We start from the raw sequence: 21163 nt of genomic DNA, 5'->3' as shown, positions 1-21163 counted from the left end.
ACAATTCTACCATATGTAGACAAATAAAGCAAGGCAAAAATTACAATTTGTAACTTTTGCCTTGTGTATCTAAATATATATTTACATTTTCTACTTTTTCTGTAACTTTTTAATTTTTTTACCAAGAGTCCCAAAAATCATTTCAAAAATCATTTCGTACTCTTCAACCTTTAAGAAGTGCATCACTATCGAGTATACTACTACTCCTACTCCTACAGATATTGCCAAAACTATCAATTTCAACAATAAACTACCTATTAGAGCAGGTCCAATTATTCCATATACTAGCTTTACACCCAAACCCATAACTAAGGCGGCAAAAAGAGATTTTCCAAAAACTATATAATTATCCCTTGCCGAATAACCTTCAACCTTTTTCTTCATACTAATGTTAAATAGGAAAAGACCTATATATGCCGATACAGCAGTTGCAATTGCTAGTCCCTTGTAGCCCAGGGGCTTTATTAATATCAAATTTAAACTAATATTGAATACTATCGCTATAATACTATTTATCATAGGCGTCTTGCTATCTTCCATAGAGTAAAAACCTCTAGTAAGAACATCCCTAAGTGCAAACGCTAGAATACCAACCACATATATAAGCAATATACTAGCAGTCATAGTAGTATCCTTAGATGTAAAAGCATTTCTCTGGAAAAGAACTTCAACAATCTGTCTAGAAAGAACTATACATCCAACTATTATAGGCACTAGAGCTACAATTATAACGTTCATAGTCTTCTTTATGCTGTCCAAGAAGCTATCCATCCTGTCCAAAACTATCATGCTTGACAACCTCGGATATATAACAGATAGTATCGATGTTATAAATAAGGCTTGGACAAATTCGTATAATTTTATTGCATAACTGAAGGATGCAACTACATCAGTACCCAATAAAGATGCTAGTGACTTGTCCACTATTGAATTAATTTGATTGGCACCGACACCTATTACTACTGGCAGTATCAATATCATCATATCCTTCATGACTGGATCATGAATATTTATCTTTGGTCTATACCTATATCCCTCTTTATAAACAAAAGGAAGTTGGAATAAGGCCTTTGCTGATATAGCTATCAAGGTACCAACTACCAATACCAAGGGACTAGTCTTTAAACTCAAAAATATAGATACGATTATAATTATACTATATGGCATACCTATAAAACCTGGTATTACATATCTCTTTTTTATCTGCAAATAGGAAGTGAATATATTAGCCAAACCTACAAATATTATACTAGGTAAAAGTATCCTAGTATATTGTACACATAGTATATATACATCACCTTCATAACCTGGTGCAAATATTTTGACTAGTGGTCCCGCAAATATTATACCTACAACTGCTATTACTAGACATACTATAACCACGAGATTTACAACTGAATTTAGAAATCCCATGGCTCTTTCTCTAGAATCTTCATTTTCCAATTTATTGTAAAGGGGTATCAGGCTTGTAGCTATAGCCGTACCAATTACTGCAAACAATATAGTCGATATACTATTAGCAGTCACATATACAGCTGCATACTTTCCTGTACCATAGGCCGAAGCCAAGACGCTATCCCTAATTAGGCCCAGCATCTTAGACAATATGGTAACTACCATTAAAAGGACGGTAGCCCTTGCTGCTTTTGACATAACTTTCTCCTCTATATTAACTTGTTGACATCATCAGGATTCCTATATGTATCAACTAATATCTTTAATAAACTTACTACTTTATCAGAATTTTCCTCAACTGCAGCTGCCTTCATCTCAGCTAGTCGACTAAAAATCTCTTCCTCATTAAACCTCTGTGGGCTACCTATAAAAATTTTATTATGATCTGTAACTTTTAAACCTTCTTCGGCCATAAGCAATTCTTCATATAATTTCTCACCCGGTCTTAGACCCGTATAAACTATATCTATATCTACATCTGGTTCAAAACCACTCAATCTTATCATATTTCTAGCCAGGTCATCTATCTTGACCGGATCACCCATATCTAAAACAAATATTTCTCCACCATGTGCCATAGCACCTGCCTGCATAACTAGGGCAACGGCCTCTGGAATAGTCATAAAATACCTTATTATATCCTTATGAGTAACGGTAACAGGACCTCCTGCCATTATTTGCTTCTTGAAAAGAGGTACAACTGAACCATTGCTACCCAGGACATTTCCAAATCTGACTGCTACATAGTCTGTAGAACTAATTCCATTATATATCTGGATCAACTTCTCTGCCAACCTCTTTGTAGCTCCCATAATATTTGTAGGATTTACAGCCTTGTCAGTAGATATCAAAACAAACTTCTTGACTTTATACTTATCTGAAACCTTCAACAAATTCAAAGTTCCAAACACATTGTTTTTAACTGCCTCTGTTGGATTAGCTTCCATTAGTGGAACATGTTTGTGAGCAGCCGCATGAAATACAATATCTGGCTTAAAGCTTGAAAATAACTGGTCTAACCTTTTTTCTTCCCTTACGTTTGCTATAACTACATCCATTTCAACCTGGTTTTCATACTTCATTACCAGCTCCTGCTGTATGCTATAAACATTATTTTCGTAATTATCTAGTAGTACAAGCTTGCTAGGTCCGTACTTGTATATCTGTCTACACAATTCAGAACCTATCGTTCCTCCTGCCCCTGTAACCATTACAATCTTATCAGATATATAGTCCCTAATTTTATCCATATCAAGGCTCACAGGGTCCCTACCAAGTAGGTCATCTATTTCGACATCCCTAATCAACTTAAAATCAACCTTGCCATCTATTATCTCCAAAAAACTAGGTATAGTTTTTGTATAGCATGAAGTTGTCCTACATATATCTATTATTTCTTTTTTTCTCTTATTACTTATATTCGCTATAGAAAATATGATTTCATCAACCATAAACTTCTTCACAAGTGTAGGTATATCATCGACCTTGCCGTCAACGATCTTGCCACAAACTAGCTGACCTATTAACTGGTCATCATCATCGACAAGTGCAACAACCTTCCTGTTTAATTTTCCTTTATTTTTATTTATTTCACTGATGACCATCTGACCAGCTTCACCGGCACCAACAATCATAACTCTAGACAATTTTGCCATAATTCACCTTCCATGAAAACCTAGAATAGGTCCATTTACTTCCATAATTACATACACAATACCAACAAGTAAACTGTCTCCAACTTGTTGCACAATATTTATTTATTTGTTTTATCCGCTAATACTCTATCATACAGTTTGGATATATCTTCAAAATTATCTTCAAACCTATATGTAGCTACTACAAATTTTCTAGCATTTTCACCCATAGACAACCTCATAGAATCATCAGTCATCAGCTTTTCCATTGCTTCTAAAAGCTCCTCTGCAGACTTGGATTCAACTATCAAACCTGTTTTTCCTTCATCAACTGATTCTGGATGGCCACCTACCCTGGTGATGATTACAGGCACTTGACAGGCCTGAGATTCTATTGCAGACACACCAAAACCTTCTCTTAATGATGGGAATACACACACATCACAAGAATTATATGTTTCAACTATGACATGAGCTTGAACCCTTCCAAGAAAAGTAATTGATTCTCTTGATTTTAGTCCTGCTACCTGGTCCCTAAGAGCAGGCTCTTCCTGTCCACTTCCACCTATCAATAACCTTAATTTTTTCCCATTATAGACGCCCTCGTACTTGCTATACAAGTTGTCATAGGCTTCTATTAGGTACTTGATTCCATACTTTTTTTCCAGACTCTTTATTATTCCAAAGGTAAAATAATCCTTGTCCTTGGCATCTTCCATAGGCGTAAACCTCTTGGTATCAACCCCAAAGTAAGTAATATCAACCTTTTTGTTTGTATATAAATTGGCCTCTCTAGCCATATCTACACTGTTTGAAAATATATAGTCCGCCTTCTTAAAATTATACTTTATGATCATCTTCTGAAGTAGACCATTTCTAGGAAAGTCGTATATATCTGTACCCCACACAGATAGGACATATGGTCTATATCCCATCAAGGCTCCTAAAAAACCATAAGAACTCGCATACTGGGCGTGCAGAAAATCTGGCTGAATCTTATTTATAAGGGCCTTGATTTCCTTCCTATGCTTTAGGTAACTAAACTTGCTAAACAAGCCCTTATTCCTAACTTCATTTACATTTGTTTGGAAATTATGAACTCTAACGCCCTCTATACTACCACCATTTAGCGATATTATCTCTATTTCATAGCCCTTCTTTAAGAAGAAGTCACACCACTTCTTAACATGAGGGTTTGAAGCATCTGCCAAATAACAAATCTTTGCCATATAAACCTCCTAGCCGACGAACTTATTCTATGCCTGTATCCTTAATTATTACTGAACCAGGTCCTATTTCTCCTTTTTAAGTCTCTTCTTGGCTGCATTATATGCATAAAAAATAAACACATAAGACGCCTTCCACAGACTAAGTTTTTCTATATTTCTATATGTATTCCAAGTCCTCTTTATCGCATTGAACTTGTTGTGCGACAAGGACTCCTTGACTATCCTATACCAGACCAAGTCTTCATATATACCATAGGCATAGTCTACCCTCTTTAATAGGTGAAGCCAAGTAGCCGTATCTTGACCACGTCTGACATTTGTCATCATGAAGTCTCCCATCAGTTCCCTATCTATCAAAACTGTAGAACAACCTATAATTGTATTCTTTAGGAGACCATTATAATCTATCTTTTCTGGTGCCCTAGCCACCTTGGATGTTGGACTACCATCTGAATTGGTGTACCTATATGATGTAAAACAAAATGCAACTTCCCTATCAGCCAAAAAAGCCAACTGCTTTTCCAGTTTCTCCGGTTTCCAGATATCATCACTATCCAAAAAAGCCACATACCTACCTTGAGCCTCTGAAAGTCCGATATTCCTAGTAACGGCTGCCCCAGAATTTTTTTCTAGCTTAATATATTTAATTCTATCATCTCCCTTGGCCTTTGCTTCTATCAGCTTGCCCGAAGAATCCTTTGAACAATCGTCCACCAATAATAACTCCCAGTCCTTAAAGGTCTGAGCCTGAACAGACTCTATAGTTTCCACTATAAATTCCTCTGCATTATATACGGGTGTTATTATCGATACCAAACCTTCTTTCATGATATCTATCTCCTAACTAATACTGCCTTTAGCATTTTTAGCTCTCTTAAACTTTCTCTTATTAAACTTAATTCCACTTAAAGAAATCTTTTTAAAATCTATTTTTCTAATATCAAACTTGGATATGCCGTATACCAATAGTATTATACTGATATTGCTGGCAATATCTACCAATATACTTTCCGCAAAACAATAAATCAATATACTTACTATCAAAAGTACCTTGTCTTTTTGGTTTTCCCTGCACAGGTTGTAAATTGCCAAACACAAAAAACCTATAATAACTACAAAGACTATAATACCCATACTATACAGGGTCCATATATAACCACTATCTAGTGGCATCCTCTGTGAAAATAATATATCTCTAATATTAGGTGTGTAACCAAATAAATTGATACCACTAGTAGGATGAGTAATATACGAATGCCAATATAGGGGTCTATGAGATAATATTTTATTTAAGTAGTAGTCACCATTCCCAAACAAGGCAACCAATATACTTAGTATAGACATAAATATTGGAAATATACCTATTATAACAGCTGTTTTCTTTTTTCTTACGTCTATCTTTCTCAAAATCAAGAAGGCAAGTGCTGTCATAATAGCAGTTAATAGACCAGTCCTAGTTATAGTCTGTGAATACATCAAAAAGGCCATCAAAAACAAAACTAAAAAGTCTATCTTTTTTTTGCTGTAAAACACATAATAAAAGTATGATGACCATATTAAAAACATGCATATGAATGACGAATTTGGATTACCAAAGCCGAAGTCATTCCTGCCTTCCAAATACTCAGTAGGGTGTATGTCCAAGAGATTACTAACCAAGTATATTGAAAAAAATGCAGCATTAAAAATCATAAACCACTTTACCAGTATTCTAAAATCACATGTATATAGTCCCAAACAAAGATAATAGACATATGCCATAGTTATATTCTTGGATAATGCAAACTGTATTCCAGCCAATACAAAAACAAATAAATGGACAATATTAAATTTTTTTAAATCAGTTGCTATCATTATAGTTGATAAACCCAAACTAAGCACCATTATATACCTAGAAAAGGAATTCATATCAAAAAAGTCTCCATAAAACTTAAAAACAGCCATAAAGACTATTACTATACCGAATAAATTCCTCCACTTATCTTTTAACATCTAACTGCTCCCCTAGTATAAACTATTTCTCCAAGCCCAATACAGCTTCAAATATCCTATCACAATTCTTACCATCTCTTAGATCGAAAAATTCATCTACCCTTTTGACGTACTTATCTTCCATCATAAATTCATTTTCAAGATAAACAGATAGTTTATCTACTAGTGATTCTTCATCCAGTATTATATCTCCAAAACCATCTAGTTCATAATTAAAATAACCAGGCTCATACTTATCATCCTTTACCTTCTGATAATAGATCAAAGGTTTTTTCATATATGCAAAATCAAAGGCCACAGATGAAAAATCTGTAATCAATAGCTCTGATTCCTTAAGCAAGGTCTGAACATCATAATCGTCCTTGTCAGCCAAAACAAACCTACTAGATTCAAGATCAAAACATCCCTTGTAAGGTTGCATCTCAAAATGAGGATAAAAGATAAGATCCCTGTCATATTTATCTAGCAAGTCTGAAAGTTCCTTATTATTTATCAAAGAATTAAGAGATTTAAAATAGTCTGAGGATATAAAACTAGTCATATCCAGCTTATTCTGTTTCTTGTATGAAGGTGTTATAATAGTTTGCCTCCAGGTTGGCATCAATAGAATTTGCTTTTTTGTTTTAAACTCGTTTAATCTATCATACCTAGCTATACCTGTTCGTACAACAACCCCATCATCAAAGCCGTAATTTGGTCCGCATATGGACTCATACTCACGTTTTGTCGTTGTAATAAAGAGGTCAATCTTATTTGAAGCATTGTAATACATACTTAAATCACTCAATATAATACCATGTTGCAATAGTACAAATTTCTTTTTATCCTTCCTATCTAACAATAATTTGTAAAGCTTGTAGCTCCATGGCTCCAAAAAACCAAGATGTGAAGATATAGCATACTCACATAAAAGAAAGGCTATTTTATGTTCATCACTACCATACTCGATAATATTACCAAGGTTCTTAACCCTATCGTAATCTTTCTTGTGAGAAGAATCTATAACATACCATGCATTTATTTCAGGATGATTTTCTCTTAAATACTTAAAGAAAACATAACCATTGTCCTTAGCCTCAACCCCTCTTTCGGATATAAGCCACATGTTCTTATATTTTTCTTGTCCTCTATATTTACTTATCCTACTATTATAGACCAGCATTTCTAAAGAATTCTTGCTAAGTCTAACAACTTTTTCAACTAGACTCATAATACCACCCTTAAACTCTAAATTTAAGTTGTTCCTTGATAGCTGCCATAAAGATTCCCCAGAATCTTCCATCATTGCTATCCTTAATTATCTTCATTTTTTTAAATCCAAATGCTATAAATAAGAAAAATCCCCAAAAACTTCCAAACAATCTCTTGAAAAGAGGCCCCTTTCCTAATATAGATTTTTCATCAGTATAATTAACTTTTTTATATGGATGATAAGATACAATTATTGGAAAATAGTACATTTTTTTCTTTCCCTCTTTATATGCATCCATTATAAAGACATTTTCTTCACCAGAATTATACTTCTTACCAATACCAAACCTCTCGTCAAACCTGTGAGTCATTGGATCCAGTTGATGTGCATTAAACCACATATCAAAAGTAATCTGTTTCAAAGTCTGCATCCTAGATATACCCAGTATTGCCTCCTTTGGGTAATCTGCTGTAGATTTCTTAGTTATTGGATCAAAGTTTTGAAATATTGCTACATCAGGATTGTACTTTTCGAAGTGATCATTAACTATTTCCAGAGCATTATCAGTGTACCAGCAATCGTCATCTGTAAAAGTGTATATATCACCTGTGCAATAATCCATTGTAGCATTCCTGCTTACAGAACATCCAACACCACCTGCATCAATATGCTTATATTCAAAACTATGTTTCTTTAGTAATTCATCTATTTCATTAAAATTAGTTTGTGAACCAACTATTACTTCAAAATTTTTATACGTCTGCCTATCCAAACTATCAAATAGAACATCTAGTTCTTTCAATCTTGAACCGTATGTTCCCAACAACAAACTGAATTTCATATTATATTTCCCTTCTTCTACAATTTAAAATTGTTCTGCTATTTAGATAAAAAATGCTTAAACACATTAACAAAAGCATAGTTAGCAAAACAATACACTGACTTAAATAGTCCCAACTTTTCTTCATTCCTCAGTATATTCCAAGTCCAAGTAGCAGCCTTTAGTTTATTGCCAGAAAGAGAATTTTGCCTTGTCCTGTAAAGAGCTAAAAGCTCATTGAGACCATATGCCTTGTAACCCTTCTTTAGTATCCTCAGCCAAGCAGCATAATCTTCATGCCTAGTTTTAGGCATGTAAATATCGTTCACATAATTCCTATCTATAACTACTGTCAAACATGCAATTGCATTATGTTTTAATAATTTATTATAAGTTAATTCTCTCTTGGCCTTTACTATAGTATTCATTAAGTTGCTATCTGCATCTATAAACCTATAACTGGTAAAAGTGAATTCATACTGATTATCCAACATGAAGTTTATTTGACGACTTATCTTTTCTGGTAGCCACACATCATCACTATCTAAAAATGCTATAAACCTTCCCTCAGCATTTTGAATAGCAACATTTCTAGCATTTGCAACTCCAGCATTTTCTGTCAAATAAATAGTCTTTATTTTTTTACTCTTTTCTTTGTATTTCCCTAAAATATCTCTAGAACCATCACTAGACATATCATCTACACAAATAATTTCTATATCTTCATAAGTCTGATTCAAAACACTATCCAAAGTTTCTTCTAAGTATTTTTCTGCATTATATACAGGCATAATGACCGAAACCAACTTATTAGTATATAATTTTCCCATCTCGTCCATTTAAAACTTTCCCTTCTATCTGGCTCCATCACCTGTAAATATAACTCTAACAGTCATAAGAACTATCTTTATATCTAAAAGTAAACTTCTATTTTTTATGTAATAAAGATCATACTTTAGTTTTTCTCCGGCATCTATTTCATATCCACCATTCACCTGTGCCCAACCTGTAAGACCTGGCTTGATGGCTAGTCTAAATACGAAATGTCCATATCTTTTTTCAAATTCTTTAGTGAAACCTGGTCTTTCAGGTCTAGGACCGATTATACCCATATCACCCTTGAAAATATTAAATAGCTGTGGTATTTCGTCAATCCTAGTCTTTCTTATAAACTTTCCAACCTTGGTAACTCTTGGATCATCCTTTTCTGCCCACTGTGCCCCAAATTTTTCGGCATCAGTTCTCATTGACCTCAATTTATATACGTAGAACTCTTTACCATTTTTTCCCAGTCTCTCCTGCTTGTATAAAATAGGACCATTATCTTCAATTTTTATAAAAATACCCGCTATAAGCATGATAGGTATTCCAACTATCATAGCTATAAGACTCAGTACTATATCAACAATCCTCTGACATAATTCCAAACCTATGCCACCCTTTACTATACTATAATCTATGGTGTCAATATATTCTTTTAACTCTATATCATCTCCACTGTATTTGTTAAGAGTCATTATTGTCCTCCCCTCATCAGTAAAATACGCTATATATTATGCGTATGACAACTTTATATTATACTAAAAATTTTATAAATTTACAAGCCAGCCAAAGTCGAATCCTTTTTTATAAGAAGCCTTATAACCATAAATATCGATAATAAAATCAAAAATATAGTTGTAACCAATTTAAACCTTTCTACATTGAAGAAATTCCTTCTTTCTATTTTAAAGCCAACTTGATTTAACTGGGTATATTTTCTCTCCTCAACTAATTTTTCATCTGCAGTTGCTAGATAATTATTTTCTATCAGTAAGAGAGGGGCATTGTTATCGGCTGCCAGAGGTGCTATTGCCATTGCATTTATTAACTGTCCAGATGCTATCGACCTCTTGTGAAGCACTTCTCCGCCCTTAGATACGTATATTTTTTCACCTCTTTTATATAGGCGATCCATTATATTTCTATTAACCTCATACCTATCCTTGCCACTTATTTTCACCACGTTTTCAAACATTTTGTCGTAATTTCTATTTAGAGTATTTTTATTTGTTATTATAAAAACCTTTTTTATCCCCTTCTTATCAATATAATTTTTCAGCTTTGCTGGGTCATCGTCCTTTCCAGATATAACGATTATTGGTATGTTATTTTTCTGTGCATAAGGTGAAAAAGATATAGCATTAGGCAAATCAAATACGTCATTGCTAACCAGGCCCACAGCCTTAACCTTTTTCTTATCAGCCATTATATTTGCCAACCTTATAGAAAGATCCGTATTATTATACTCTACTATCCTACTAACCTTGTAACCATTCCTTTTAAATGATCTTTCAACCCTATTATTCAGGCTATTAGTTCCTCCAATAAGAACAACTTTTTTTATGCCCAATTTCTTCATCTGCTCATAAACAGGTTTCTTTACATTATAGCTCTCAACATAAAAAACAGGATACTTACTATTGTATGCATACGGTGCAATCGATACTATTTGTTCTATCATTTCCGTATTCACAACTATTGCCGTATCAGCTTTTTTAAAGCGTTTATCAAGGACAGTATTCACGGTATCGTATCTAGTGTCACCTGTATAATCAACCACATCAAACTTATCAAAATATAATTTATCAAGTAGTTTTCCGCCACCTATATACACAATCAAAAATACTACTATAAGTGCCATACATTTAATAATTTTTTTCATCCTTAATTCTCCAACTCCTATTTATGTGAAATAAACATAATCTCACTTACTACATCATTATACTATATATTAAATATTTGTGCAAAGCTTGTGATGAAAAAAAAGATATATAGAGAACTTTTACACATTCTCTATATATCTTCTTTAAAATCTTTCTAGTTAAATCCTTCAATTATACCCTTGGCTATTTGTATACCCATAGTTCTTAATGCTTGATCTGATTTCAAGAGACTTACATCATGAGAACTAGACATAAATCCACATTCTACTAGTATAGCAGGTGATACTGTATTAGCTATAACATATAGGTGAGTACCATCTTTTACTCCCCTGCTTTTCAAATTAAATTTTGACAATATACTATTCAGTACCTTTCTCGCACTATTCTGGGCAAAACTACCGCTACCAGTAAATACTTCTACACCTCTACCACTCAGTTCACCTGTATCTGAGTTTATTATATCTCCGCCCTTATTGTAGTGAATACTACAGAAGAAAACAGCCTTGTTACTGTTAGTAATATCTGCCCTATCTTGAAGTGTAGGATACGTATCATTCTTTCTAGTCATTATTACCCTTGCACCTGCCCTTGTAAGATAGTCTGCACAGGCCATAGCTGTCTTTAAGGTCCAATCTTTTTCCTTGTATCCGTACAGTCCAACTGCGCCTGAATCCTTACCACCATGACCAGGGTCAATAACAATTGTCTTCCCCCTTATACCCTTGCCAGTCGGAGCTACATTTTCATTATCATTACTTGGGCCAGGATTAGGTCTAGGCTTAGTATTTTCATTGCCCACACTTGGTGCAGGAACTTTTTCTACATTCCTGTTAGCTATTGGTCTAGACTGAAAACTTGACTTAATTTGATTAGTAACAGCACTACTAATCCCCCCACCTATTTGGTAGATGGTATTACCTTGAACGCTATTTAAGAAATTCTGAGAAGCATCTGATAGCTTGTACCTATGAGTTATCAGAATTGGCCCTGATTTCAGTGTAGCGAATGGTCCAGCACTTACCGTATCTATCAAACCACTATTTTCAGCCTTTGTTACTATCAAACTCTTTATATCATTATTTCTATAAAATTTATTGATTACATTTATGTTAGTCTGGTACCTATCATTACCATATATTCTATTTGACTGTCCGCCATTCCTAACCACTGAACTTATTTTATTTATTAGGTTTCTAGAAATAGAATCCTGTCCTCCTATATAGTATACATTATAGGCACAATCATTTAGATACTTGAAAGCCCTAGCATTCACATAATTTTTGCTAGCAACTATTACAGGTGCCTTGGTCTTGCCTGCTATCGAAGAAATAGACAAGGCATCTGCTACACCATACTCAGTACTTACTACATATGCTGTATCAACCCTGTGACTTTCATGTATTTTTTCAGCTACTGCAGCTGATATATCACCTGGGTACTGGCCAAAAATTCTAACCATCTCAGCCCCTGTATTTGCTTTTATCGCATTAGAAATCCCCTTTGATATATGACTTCTATCGCCTACTAAATACACTTTCTTTGGTCTCAATCTCTGTATCTCGGCAAGCACACTTGGCTTTATTGATTCTGCAGATGTTAAGAGTATCGGAGCCCTATTTAGAGCGGCAAATGGTGTTGCAATCAAACCGTATACAGCGCTTGATGAATTAACTAAAACCACGGAATCGGACCCGTTTGGATAGGCAGACTTACTAACTTTAATAGATGTCTCATACCTGTCACTACCATACAAATAGGACACATTAGCATTTGATTTGGCATAGTTGGCATCTAACTTTGTTTCATATGTCATTTCGTCTTCCTCAGGATCAACTTCTTCAATTATCTTACCATCCTGATCAAACTTTGCCATACCAAGCTTTATTTCCATACTTCTTGCATCAGCATCTTCCCCATCAGTCATACTACTTGCCTCTACTCTAGAAACATCCTCACTCACATTTCCATTGTCAGCAAAACTATATGGAACTAGTCCCACTACCATTGTAATAGCAATGGTCATAGCCATAAATTTCCTTAAAAATACCTTCATTTATTACCCTCCTATCTAAAAAATATATGTAAGCACTTTATACATATAAAAATGAATACTATTACATTATACCACAAAAGTTACATTCTGTAACTTATTTTTTGACTACAACCTTACCATCGGCATCTCTGCTTATAGGATCCTTTGGTAGAAAATCTGTATAAAATCCACTCACATAATTATTTCTTAGAGAATTAACCTTGCTTTGGTCGTTATAAGTATACATATACAAACTTATGTCCCTATCAACCAATTTCTTAGTCAAGTCTTCAGAGAATTTAAACCTGTTAGTAGCTACTATCTTTATGCCATGTTCATAGGAGAAGTCAACGATCCTATTAACCTCTAAACCTTCTAATCTATAGGTTGTAAATATCATGGACTTGAAGTCATATATATTCATCACAGGCTTGTACATTTCTTCATAGTAAATCTGTGGTATTACCCTATTAAGACAGGATGAATCAACCTTTCTGAAGGTATCCACTAGACTCCTATATGCCTGTTCAACACTCCTTATATCATTTATCTTGAGGTCTACCACCAAATACATATCCTTGTGGTCCTTCATGAACTCCACTACATTATCTAATGCTAGTGTGTCGTACTTTCCAAGTATTTTCTCAGCCAAAAACTCCTTCTTTGTAGGTTTTGTATTAGCCCAAGAAAGCGGCAAACCTAACTCCGATAGACCGACCCTATCAAAAGAGTGAAGTAGCACTAGTTGATTATCTGAAGACATAGACATGTCCGCCTCAAATACTCTTAAGCCCCTATTATAGCTTGAAATCATAGCCTGTTTTGAATTTGTATAGGAATTACCTCCAATGCCACCCATAGCATGGGCTATATACCTATTTTCCCTTACCCAGGAATAATTGAATTTCTTGGGATAGTTATCCATGTATACAGTCCTATCACTAGATTGAACTACATTTACATCTAATACCTTGTAGATAAAGTCAAGCGGAACATATATGGTATTCTCCATGTACTCCATTAGGCCATCCATCTTCAAAACATTCTTGTTGTTGGCAAACCTAACCTCATTAGATCCCCTCTTCAGGTAATAAGTAGACTTCTTGTACTTTAGCTCTACCTCTCCAAAAGGTAAAAACTTATACTCAACCTTGGTATTGAAATTTTTGCACAACTCCAGTAGTGGAACATACACTATACCATTGTTTATCTTGTAGGGTTTCTTCATTTGAGCAACCTTATTGTTAGTTATCAGTCGCTCCCTTATATTGGTATCCTTGTAGTCGGTTATAATTTTCCTTTGACTCTGGTGGTAGTGAAGCAGCCTAAACAAGGCTATTATCAATAGTAGGGAAACGATCAAAATCAAGGCCTTTCTAGCTCTGTTTTTTACAATTTCCATATTCATATTTTCAAACATAAGCCCTCCACTATTATATATTTATCTTTAATTTGTATCTTTCCAAAAAGTTGAACAAAAGTACCCATATAAGAGTTATAAATACCGAATAGGATGCTGATGCATAGTCAATACCACTTACAGGGATTATAAAATCTGTAGTAAACCAATTGTTAAATGGCAACCAAGTAGCTGTATATATCGATTTGATATGTATAAATTTTACCAATCCATGTATTATGGTATCCAGTAAGATTATAGGCATAGCATTTAGACCAACCCTTTTTAAGAGACTAGTACCAAAACTTAGACCAATAATATCACATACCAAATAGGCTATCATACTGATAAAGTATGTATACTCTGCCATTCTAAGGACAAAGGTAATACTGAAAACATTCCTATTCAATGGTATAAAGAGCTGACTTATATGTGACAGTATAAACATCAATATAGATAAGAGAAGCAAATTTACCAGCTTTTTCAACTCATCATTTAACCTATAATAGTTACTCAAAATGGAAGCAATAGACCTTGCATTTAACCAACTTTTGACGTCTATCCACAAATTAGCCCTTGTGAAGCCTTCTCTTCTTATCTGTCTTGGTCTATTATATTTTTTGTACCTCTTGTTTTCAATGGGTTTTTTATTGAATATACAGGCAATCGATAGTCCTATCATAGCTAGTGGACTGGCAGCCAATACTGCCATCAATCCTTCTGGGTCAGCTGGCGACTTGCTCATAAAACCAGCTAGGATAGACCTGTCTATACCAACAAAAACATTCTTATCAATAGTATAGCCATTGGCAAATGATATAAAGGTCATTATAACAGACACCAAAATTGACAATACTATAAAAACATATGTAAGGACATTATTCTTAATTTTTAGATTTAATAGACCTATATAGGCCAAGGCTACCAAGAGATAGTCAACTGCCAAGAGTTGATAGGGTCCAGTCAACCTTACAGTCTCCCTACCATCCATGAAAATCATACTGTACAAAACACCTATAACAAATATGATTGCAAACCTTATAAATACCCTCTTCACTATATCTATAATTAAATCTCCATCTGCATAATTCTTTTTCACAAAAAATGGTATGGACATGCCCATTATCAGTACAAAATATGGCAGGACTAGGTCTGCAAAGGTCATGCCATGCCAGTTAGAAATGGCTAGGTTAATTGATACAGCGGACTCCAAGCCCTGATTGATTATAAATAGGGCTGCCACTACAAAAATCCCCCTTAAGACATCTATAGCTCCAATCCTCATATAAGCATATTCTTGGTCTTTGACTTTCTTGTCCAAATATAAAATTCTAATAATATTTAAGTATTTTCGTATGTAGGCCTTGAGACCAAATTTTTCCACATCATTCACATGCATTATATCACCTTCATTTATTCTTCTTCCAAATCGTCAAAGGTAAATACAAACTTAAGCGTTTCTCTCCTTATCTTCCTATTTAATGATTCGAACATCTTGTAACCCTCAATTGTATACTCTTTAACCGGGTCCTTCTGTGCAACGGATACCAGACCTACACTCTGTCTCATCTGGTCCATCAAGTCTATATGGTCTACCCAATAATTATCAACTACTTCCAACAAAATTTCCTTTTCTTGGCGGGCTAGCTCGTATTCTGGAACCATCATCATCTTTAGTTCATATACCCTCTTGACAATTTCCATTGTATTTTCAATTACTTCATCCCTAGTCATGCTAGCAATATCCGGCATCAATAAGGTTCCATCTGGCATAAAGGCTGTATATAGGCTTTTTAAATAGTTAAAGTAATTTCTAGGTTTCACATCAATATACTTCTCTACACTTTCAACTATAGTATCCTTGGCCATCTGCATAATAGTTTCTCTCAGGTCAATGCCCCTTAGAACATTATCCCTTTCACCATAGATAACCTTCCTCTGCTTGTCTATTACATTGTCGTACTTTAAAACATCTTTTCTCTGTTCAAAGTTCTTGCCTTCTATACCCTTTTGGGCATTCTCTATTGCCCTTGTAAGAGACCTACTTGATAGGGCACCGTACTCGTCTGGCTTAAGCTTTTTGCTCAACTTCTTGATTGCAGAACCCCCATATAACTTGATTATTTCATCCTCTATACTTACATAGAACCTAGAAACACCCGGATCACCCTGTCTACCAGAACGCCCTCTCAACTGGTTGTCTATTCTACGAGATTCGTGTCTTTCAGTACCTAGGACATATAGACCACCCAGACTCTTAACCTGCTCTTCCATATCCTTGTCCCCATTACCTAACTTGATATCAGTACCCCTACCTGCCATGTTGGTAGCTATAGTGATATTTCCAACCATACCAGCCTTTGCAACTATTTCAGCCTCTTTTTTGTTATTCTTGGCGTTTAGTATCTCATGTTTCAATCCCTTGTCAGTAAGCAACTTAGACAAGATCTCTGACTTTTCAACAGTAGCTGTACCTACTAGGATAGGCTGGCCTGTACTGTGTATCTTTATAATTTCCTCTGCCACTGCGGCAAACTTTTCTCTTTCAGTTGAATATACCTTATCATTCAGGTCTGCCCTTATAACTGGCTTGTTTGTAGGAATCTGAACAACATTCATATGGTAGGTCTGCTCAAATTCATTTTCTTCTGTTTTCGCTGTACCTGTCATACCAGATAACTTTTCATACATCCTAAAGAAGTTCTGGTAGGTAACGGTAGCCATAGTCTTGTTGTCAGACTTGATTTCCACCTTTTCTTTTGCTTCAATAGCCTGGTGAAGTCCGTCAGAGAACCTTCTACCATCCATTATTCTACCCGTAAATTCATCTACTATAAATACTTCACCATCCTTGACTACGTAGTCATCATCAAGGTCCATTAGCTTGTGGGCTGTAAGAGCCTGGTTGATATGGTGGTAAATCGCCATATTATTTAAATTTGTTATTGTCCTAATCTTGAAGTAGTTCTCAGCCTTCCTAAAACCGGACTCAGTCAGAGATACTGTATGTTCCTTTTCATCAAGGTCATAGTCCTCTTCTACAATTGTCTTAACAAAGTCGTCAGCCAAATTATATAGGTTGCTAATTGCCTCACCCTCTCCTGATATAATCAGTGGAGTCCTGGCTTCATCTATCAATATTGAGTCAACCTCATCAATTATACAGTAGTAAAGTTTACCCTGTACCTTGTCCTCAATATTTTTCACCATGTTATCTCTTAAATAATCAAAACCAAATTCTGAATTAGTACCATAAGATACATCACAATTGTACTGAAGTCTCCTAGTATAAGGGTCTTGGCCAGTTATTATAGTACCTACTGACATACCCAAAAATTCAAATACTGGTCTGACTGTATCTGCATCACGCTCAGCTAGGTAGTCATTTACAGTGATTACATGAACGCCCTTGCCTAATAGGGCATTTAAGTAACATGGAGCCACAGCAACTAGGGTCTTACCTTCACCCGTCTTCATTTCTGCTATTTTACCCTGGTGTAGGACTATACCACCTATCAACTGGACTCTGTACTGTCTCATACCTAAGACTCTTTTACATGCTTCTCTTGCAACGGCAAAGGCTTCAACTAATACATCATCAATTGATGCCCCTTCATCCAATCTTTTTTTGAACAATTGAGTCTTGCCTCCAAGTTCCTCATCTGACAGGGAAGATATTTCTTCCTCTATTGCCTCTATCTGGTCAACAATTTTGTTTATTTTTTTTATTTCTGCATCATCTTTTTTACTTAAAAACGAATCTAAAACCGACATTATCTACTCCTTCAATTACATATTTTATGTCAAATAAAACAAGTATCCTTGTATATAATTTTCTTGAATATTAGCTATTTACCTATTTGGGGCAAATTCACCTACTTTGACCTTTATATTATACCATTAAAATTAGATTTTCACAAAAACTATTAGACATTTATCACAACTTATTGTATAATATACTTACTTAAAAGAATTACATTTCTTATTAAGTTATTTCTCACATTAAAAAAGTAGAGGTTGTCTAAACAACCTCTACTTTTTTTATCTTTAATGTCTAATAAGTCATAGCAATGTAGTATAATGGTAATATAGAAGTTAAGGAGGGATTAGATATGTTAATTGATTTTAGTATAGAAAACTACCTATCTATAAAAAATAGGTTGATTTTTTCCCTTGTGGAATCTGATGACGAAGACGACAGTAGAATAAAAATACATAGGTCCAACGACTACCTTCATCTGCTACCAGCAATCACAATTTATGGATTCAACGCATCTGGTAAGTCGAACTTTTTAAAAGCTCTTGACCTAGCAAGAAAGCAAATTGTATTCTCAAAAATATCTAATCCAGAAAAATTAGGTATAGAGATTTTTCAATACAAGCCTTTCAAACTATCAGATACTTATAGGGACAAGCCTACATCATACCAATTGAGGGCCATAGTTGATGGGTGTGTATTTGACTACCAGTTCAAATACGATAAAAACTCAATAATATATGAGCGCCTTGCTTCATTTGATTCAAATGAAAATTATACAATTCTAATAGACAGAAGCTATGATAATTTCAGTCTAGATACAAAAATAGACAAGTGTGTAATTGAAAAAATTATGGGTCCTAATATGTCAAAAAGGCCAATAATTGGTAGTGTTAGTATATTTGATACTAGGGTTGAAAAATTTGTAGATTGGGTTGAAAACGACCTTATTATAATAAAGAATAATTTTGATTCCAGGGAAAATATACAAAGAACTACTAGATACTTACTAGAAAAAGGCGATATATTCCACGCCAAGTTACTGAGGATGTTGACAGATATAAGTTATTCAAATATAAGCTCAATACAGGCACAGAGTCTTAGTCAGGCTCTAAAACAAGACGATATAGACGATACAGTAAAAGATGAAATGCGTAAGTCTACTTTATTCAAAAATATAAGAAAGAAATCTAAGGGACAAGTTGATGGAGATGGGGAAACCATGACATTAAACACCTTTAAAAAAGGCTTAGATATCAATGGTAACTCCAAGGATATAGTATTCAACCTCTTCGAAGAGTCTGAAGGAACTATAAAAATCTATGCCCTATACGCCTATATATATGATGCCCTATACAACGGAAAGACCCTTGTCATAGATGAGATGACATCATATATCCACCCCATAGTTTCCCAATATATACTTAACCTCTTCCAAAACCCTGTTGAAAACCAATCTGGTCAGCTAATTACGACTACACATACAACTGACTTGTTGGAAATGAAGAGCCTGAGACGTGACCAGATATATATTACAGACAAGAACTTCAATGAAACTACTATTTACTCACTTGCTGATATACTAGATGTATCTAAGAGTGAAAACTTTAGAAATGCCTATCTTTCAGGCAAGTATGGAGGTTTAAATTACTTTAGGAGGGAGTTACATGACTAACAAATACAAGAACTCTTTCAAAAGACCAAAACCAAGCATAAAACCTAGAGCTACAGGCCTAGACCTGATAGATATTAGTATAAATGTACCTATAGATGTATTTCATGCAAATACTAGAAAAATACGTGACCTAATGCTAGAAAACAAAAAAGACGAAAATATACTAAGGTACTGCGTTATCCTCATATGTGGTTCAATGGACAAGTATATGCACGATATTGTAAAGACCATGCTACTCCAGATTTTCAAGGGTAAGGCAGCGGCTGGAAAAAACTTTGATAACTTCATGGTGCCAATATCTCTCTTGGATAAGTTTGATAAAATTGAATTCGACCCAGAAGAAAAGGAAAAAATCCTAAGTAATACCATATATGAATTAACATCAAGTTTTACCATGCAAAAGTCTTATGCCATAGACAGGAATCTTGGCTATATAATAAATTTTAATATGTGGAAGGCCATACATCCAAGGATGATGATGCGCTTCAAGGACCTGACTAGCGTTACAGGCCTAAAAAAGTTTGTAGATGAACTCGCTGACAGGAGAAATATTATAGCCCATGAGCTAGACTTTCAACCTAATAGCTCTGACAAGCATCCTATAGATTATGACTATGTCCTGCACACCATCAATGTGATTCAATTTATGGTTGAGGCTATTAACTATCAGATTATAGAGTCTGTCAAAAATAGTCAGATTAAAGATACAAATTAGGTAAAGATAGGCGGTGAATTATCTATGTTTAAAAATTATGGAAATTACGATCCAAATAGGAAAACATTTAACCCAGAATGGTTGGACCAGATTGATAAAAGAGACAAGTCCCTAATAGACCGGGCCTTTGAAGCCCTAAAAAATTCCTACTCCCCCTACTCAAACTTCAGGGTGGGAGCCTGTGTAGAAACTAAAAACAACAAATACTTTATAGGAACAAATGTAGAAAATGCATCCTATGGACTGACAAACTGCGCAGAAAGAAATGCCATCTTCTCTGCCTACTCAAATGGCTATAGAAAAAAAGATATCAGGGCCATTGCCATAGTATCAGAAGACAAGAAGTTGACTACGCCATGTGGAGCCTGCAGACAGGTCCTATCTGAGCTATTAGAACCGACCTGCCCTATCATACTTACAAATGGTAGGGAAGTCTTGGTCACAGATATACTACATCTCTTGCCACTGAGTTTTAGCCTAGACGTATAAATATTTTATTAAATAAATTGGTTCTATAATATATAGCGTTGATGGTAACAAAAATGCTTTCAAAGTCGT

General features: G+C 34.7%; 17 protein-coding genes. 3 read left to right on the top strand and 14 right to left on the bottom strand.

Going from position 1 to position 21163, the window contains the following annotated elements; genetic code table 11:
* Positions 1–90 precede the first annotated feature (90 nt).
* From murJ to secA, 14 genes are all read right to left on the bottom strand, one after another.
* A complete protein-coding gene (murJ, locus tag HMPREF1639_RS04405) occupies positions 91–1653 on the bottom strand; it encodes a murein biosynthesis integral membrane protein MurJ (protein WP_036763729.1) in 1563 nt (520 codons plus the stop codon).
* Between the two features lie 11 nt (positions 1654–1664).
* Positions 1665–3110 carry a polysaccharide biosynthesis protein gene (locus HMPREF1639_RS04400; protein WP_052045419.1) on the bottom strand — a complete coding sequence of 482 codons (1446 nt, stop codon included), beginning with the start codon at positions 3108–3110 and terminating at the stop codon, positions 1665–1667.
* Between the two features lie 98 nt (positions 3111–3208).
* The gene (locus HMPREF1639_RS04395; RefSeq protein WP_036763726.1) at positions 3209–4318 is read right to left on the bottom strand and encodes a glycosyltransferase; all 1110 of its coding nucleotides are present in this window, start codon (positions 4316–4318) and stop codon (positions 3209–3211) included.
* A 63-nt stretch (positions 4319–4381) separates the two neighbouring features.
* Positions 4382–5146: a glycosyltransferase family 2 protein gene (locus HMPREF1639_RS04390; protein ID WP_036763723.1), complete on the bottom strand. Its 765-nt coding sequence runs from the start codon at positions 5144–5146 to the stop codon at positions 4382–4384.
* Positions 5147–5158: 12 nt separating this feature from the next.
* Entirely contained in the window at positions 5159–6310 is a 1152-nt protein-coding gene (locus HMPREF1639_RS04385) for an O-antigen polymerase (RefSeq protein WP_198021059.1), read from the bottom strand.
* 22 nt (positions 6311–6332) lie between these two features.
* Positions 6333–7520 (bottom strand): CDP-glycerol glycerophosphotransferase family protein, encoded by a 1188-nt coding sequence (locus tag HMPREF1639_RS04380; RefSeq protein ID WP_036763830.1) that lies wholly within the window; start codon positions 7518–7520, stop codon positions 6333–6335.
* Positions 7521–7530: 10 nt separating this feature from the next.
* Positions 7531–8343: a glycosyltransferase family A protein gene (locus HMPREF1639_RS04375; protein WP_036763720.1), complete on the bottom strand. Its 813-nt coding sequence runs from the start codon at positions 8341–8343 to the stop codon at positions 7531–7533.
* A 38-nt stretch (positions 8344–8381) separates the two neighbouring features.
* Complete coding sequence (locus HMPREF1639_RS04370) at positions 8382–9161, bottom strand: glycosyltransferase family 2 protein (protein WP_156955946.1); 780 nt, start codon at positions 9159–9161, stop codon at positions 8382–8384.
* Between the two features lie 15 nt (positions 9162–9176).
* Positions 9177–9839 (bottom strand): sugar transferase, encoded by a 663-nt coding sequence (locus tag HMPREF1639_RS04365; RefSeq protein WP_036763717.1) that lies wholly within the window; start codon positions 9837–9839, stop codon positions 9177–9179.
* An 80-nt stretch (positions 9840–9919) separates the two neighbouring features.
* Complete coding sequence (locus HMPREF1639_RS04360) at positions 9920–11005, bottom strand: cell wall-binding repeat-containing protein (RefSeq protein ID WP_242847276.1); 1086 nt, start codon at positions 11003–11005, stop codon at positions 9920–9922.
* 176 nt (positions 11006–11181) lie between these two features.
* On the bottom strand, positions 11182–13080 hold the full coding sequence (locus HMPREF1639_RS04355; RefSeq protein ID WP_036763711.1) for an N-acetylmuramoyl-L-alanine amidase: 1899 nt from the start codon (positions 13078–13080) through the stop codon (positions 11182–11184).
* Positions 13081–13174: 94 nt separating this feature from the next.
* Positions 13175–14479, bottom strand: a complete 1305-nt coding sequence (locus tag HMPREF1639_RS04350; protein WP_036763825.1) for a stalk domain-containing protein — start codon at positions 14477–14479, stop codon at positions 13175–13177.
* A 13-nt stretch (positions 14480–14492) separates the two neighbouring features.
* On the bottom strand, positions 14493–15857 hold the full coding sequence (locus HMPREF1639_RS04345; RefSeq protein WP_036763708.1) for a DUF5009 domain-containing protein: 1365 nt from the start codon (positions 15855–15857) through the stop codon (positions 14493–14495).
* A 14-nt stretch (positions 15858–15871) separates the two neighbouring features.
* Positions 15872–18232, bottom strand: a complete 2361-nt coding sequence (secA, locus tag HMPREF1639_RS04340) for a preprotein translocase subunit SecA (protein ID WP_036763705.1) — start codon at positions 18230–18232, stop codon at positions 15872–15874.
* A gap of 338 nt (positions 18233–18570) precedes the next feature.
* Between secA and HMPREF1639_RS08945 the strand changes: the two genes are divergently transcribed.
* Genes HMPREF1639_RS08945 through cdd form a run of 3 tightly spaced genes read left to right on the top strand, consistent with a single transcriptional unit; the run spans position 18571 to position 21094 of the window.
* Positions 18571–19890: an AAA family ATPase gene (locus HMPREF1639_RS08945; protein ID WP_052045418.1), complete on the top strand. Its 1320-nt coding sequence runs from the start codon at positions 18571–18573 to the stop codon at positions 19888–19890.
* Positions 19883–20605 (top strand): HEPN domain-containing protein, encoded by a 723-nt coding sequence (locus HMPREF1639_RS04330; RefSeq protein WP_036763702.1) that lies wholly within the window; start codon positions 19883–19885, stop codon positions 20603–20605. Before HMPREF1639_RS08945 ends, HMPREF1639_RS04330 begins: the two co-directional genes overlap by 8 nt.
* 24 nt (positions 20606–20629) lie before the next feature.
* Positions 20630–21094: a cytidine deaminase gene (gene cdd / locus HMPREF1639_RS04325; RefSeq protein ID WP_084572468.1), complete on the top strand. Its 465-nt coding sequence runs from the start codon at positions 20630–20632 to the stop codon at positions 21092–21094.
* Positions 21095–21163: the final 69 nt, after the last annotated feature.

Origin of the sequence: Peptostreptococcus sp. MV1, assembly GCF_000758885.1 — a bacterium.
Classification (GTDB): domain Bacteria; phylum Bacillota; class Clostridia; order Peptostreptococcales; family Peptostreptococcaceae; genus Peptostreptococcus.
This window is presented reverse-complemented; position numbering and strand designations above follow the sequence as displayed.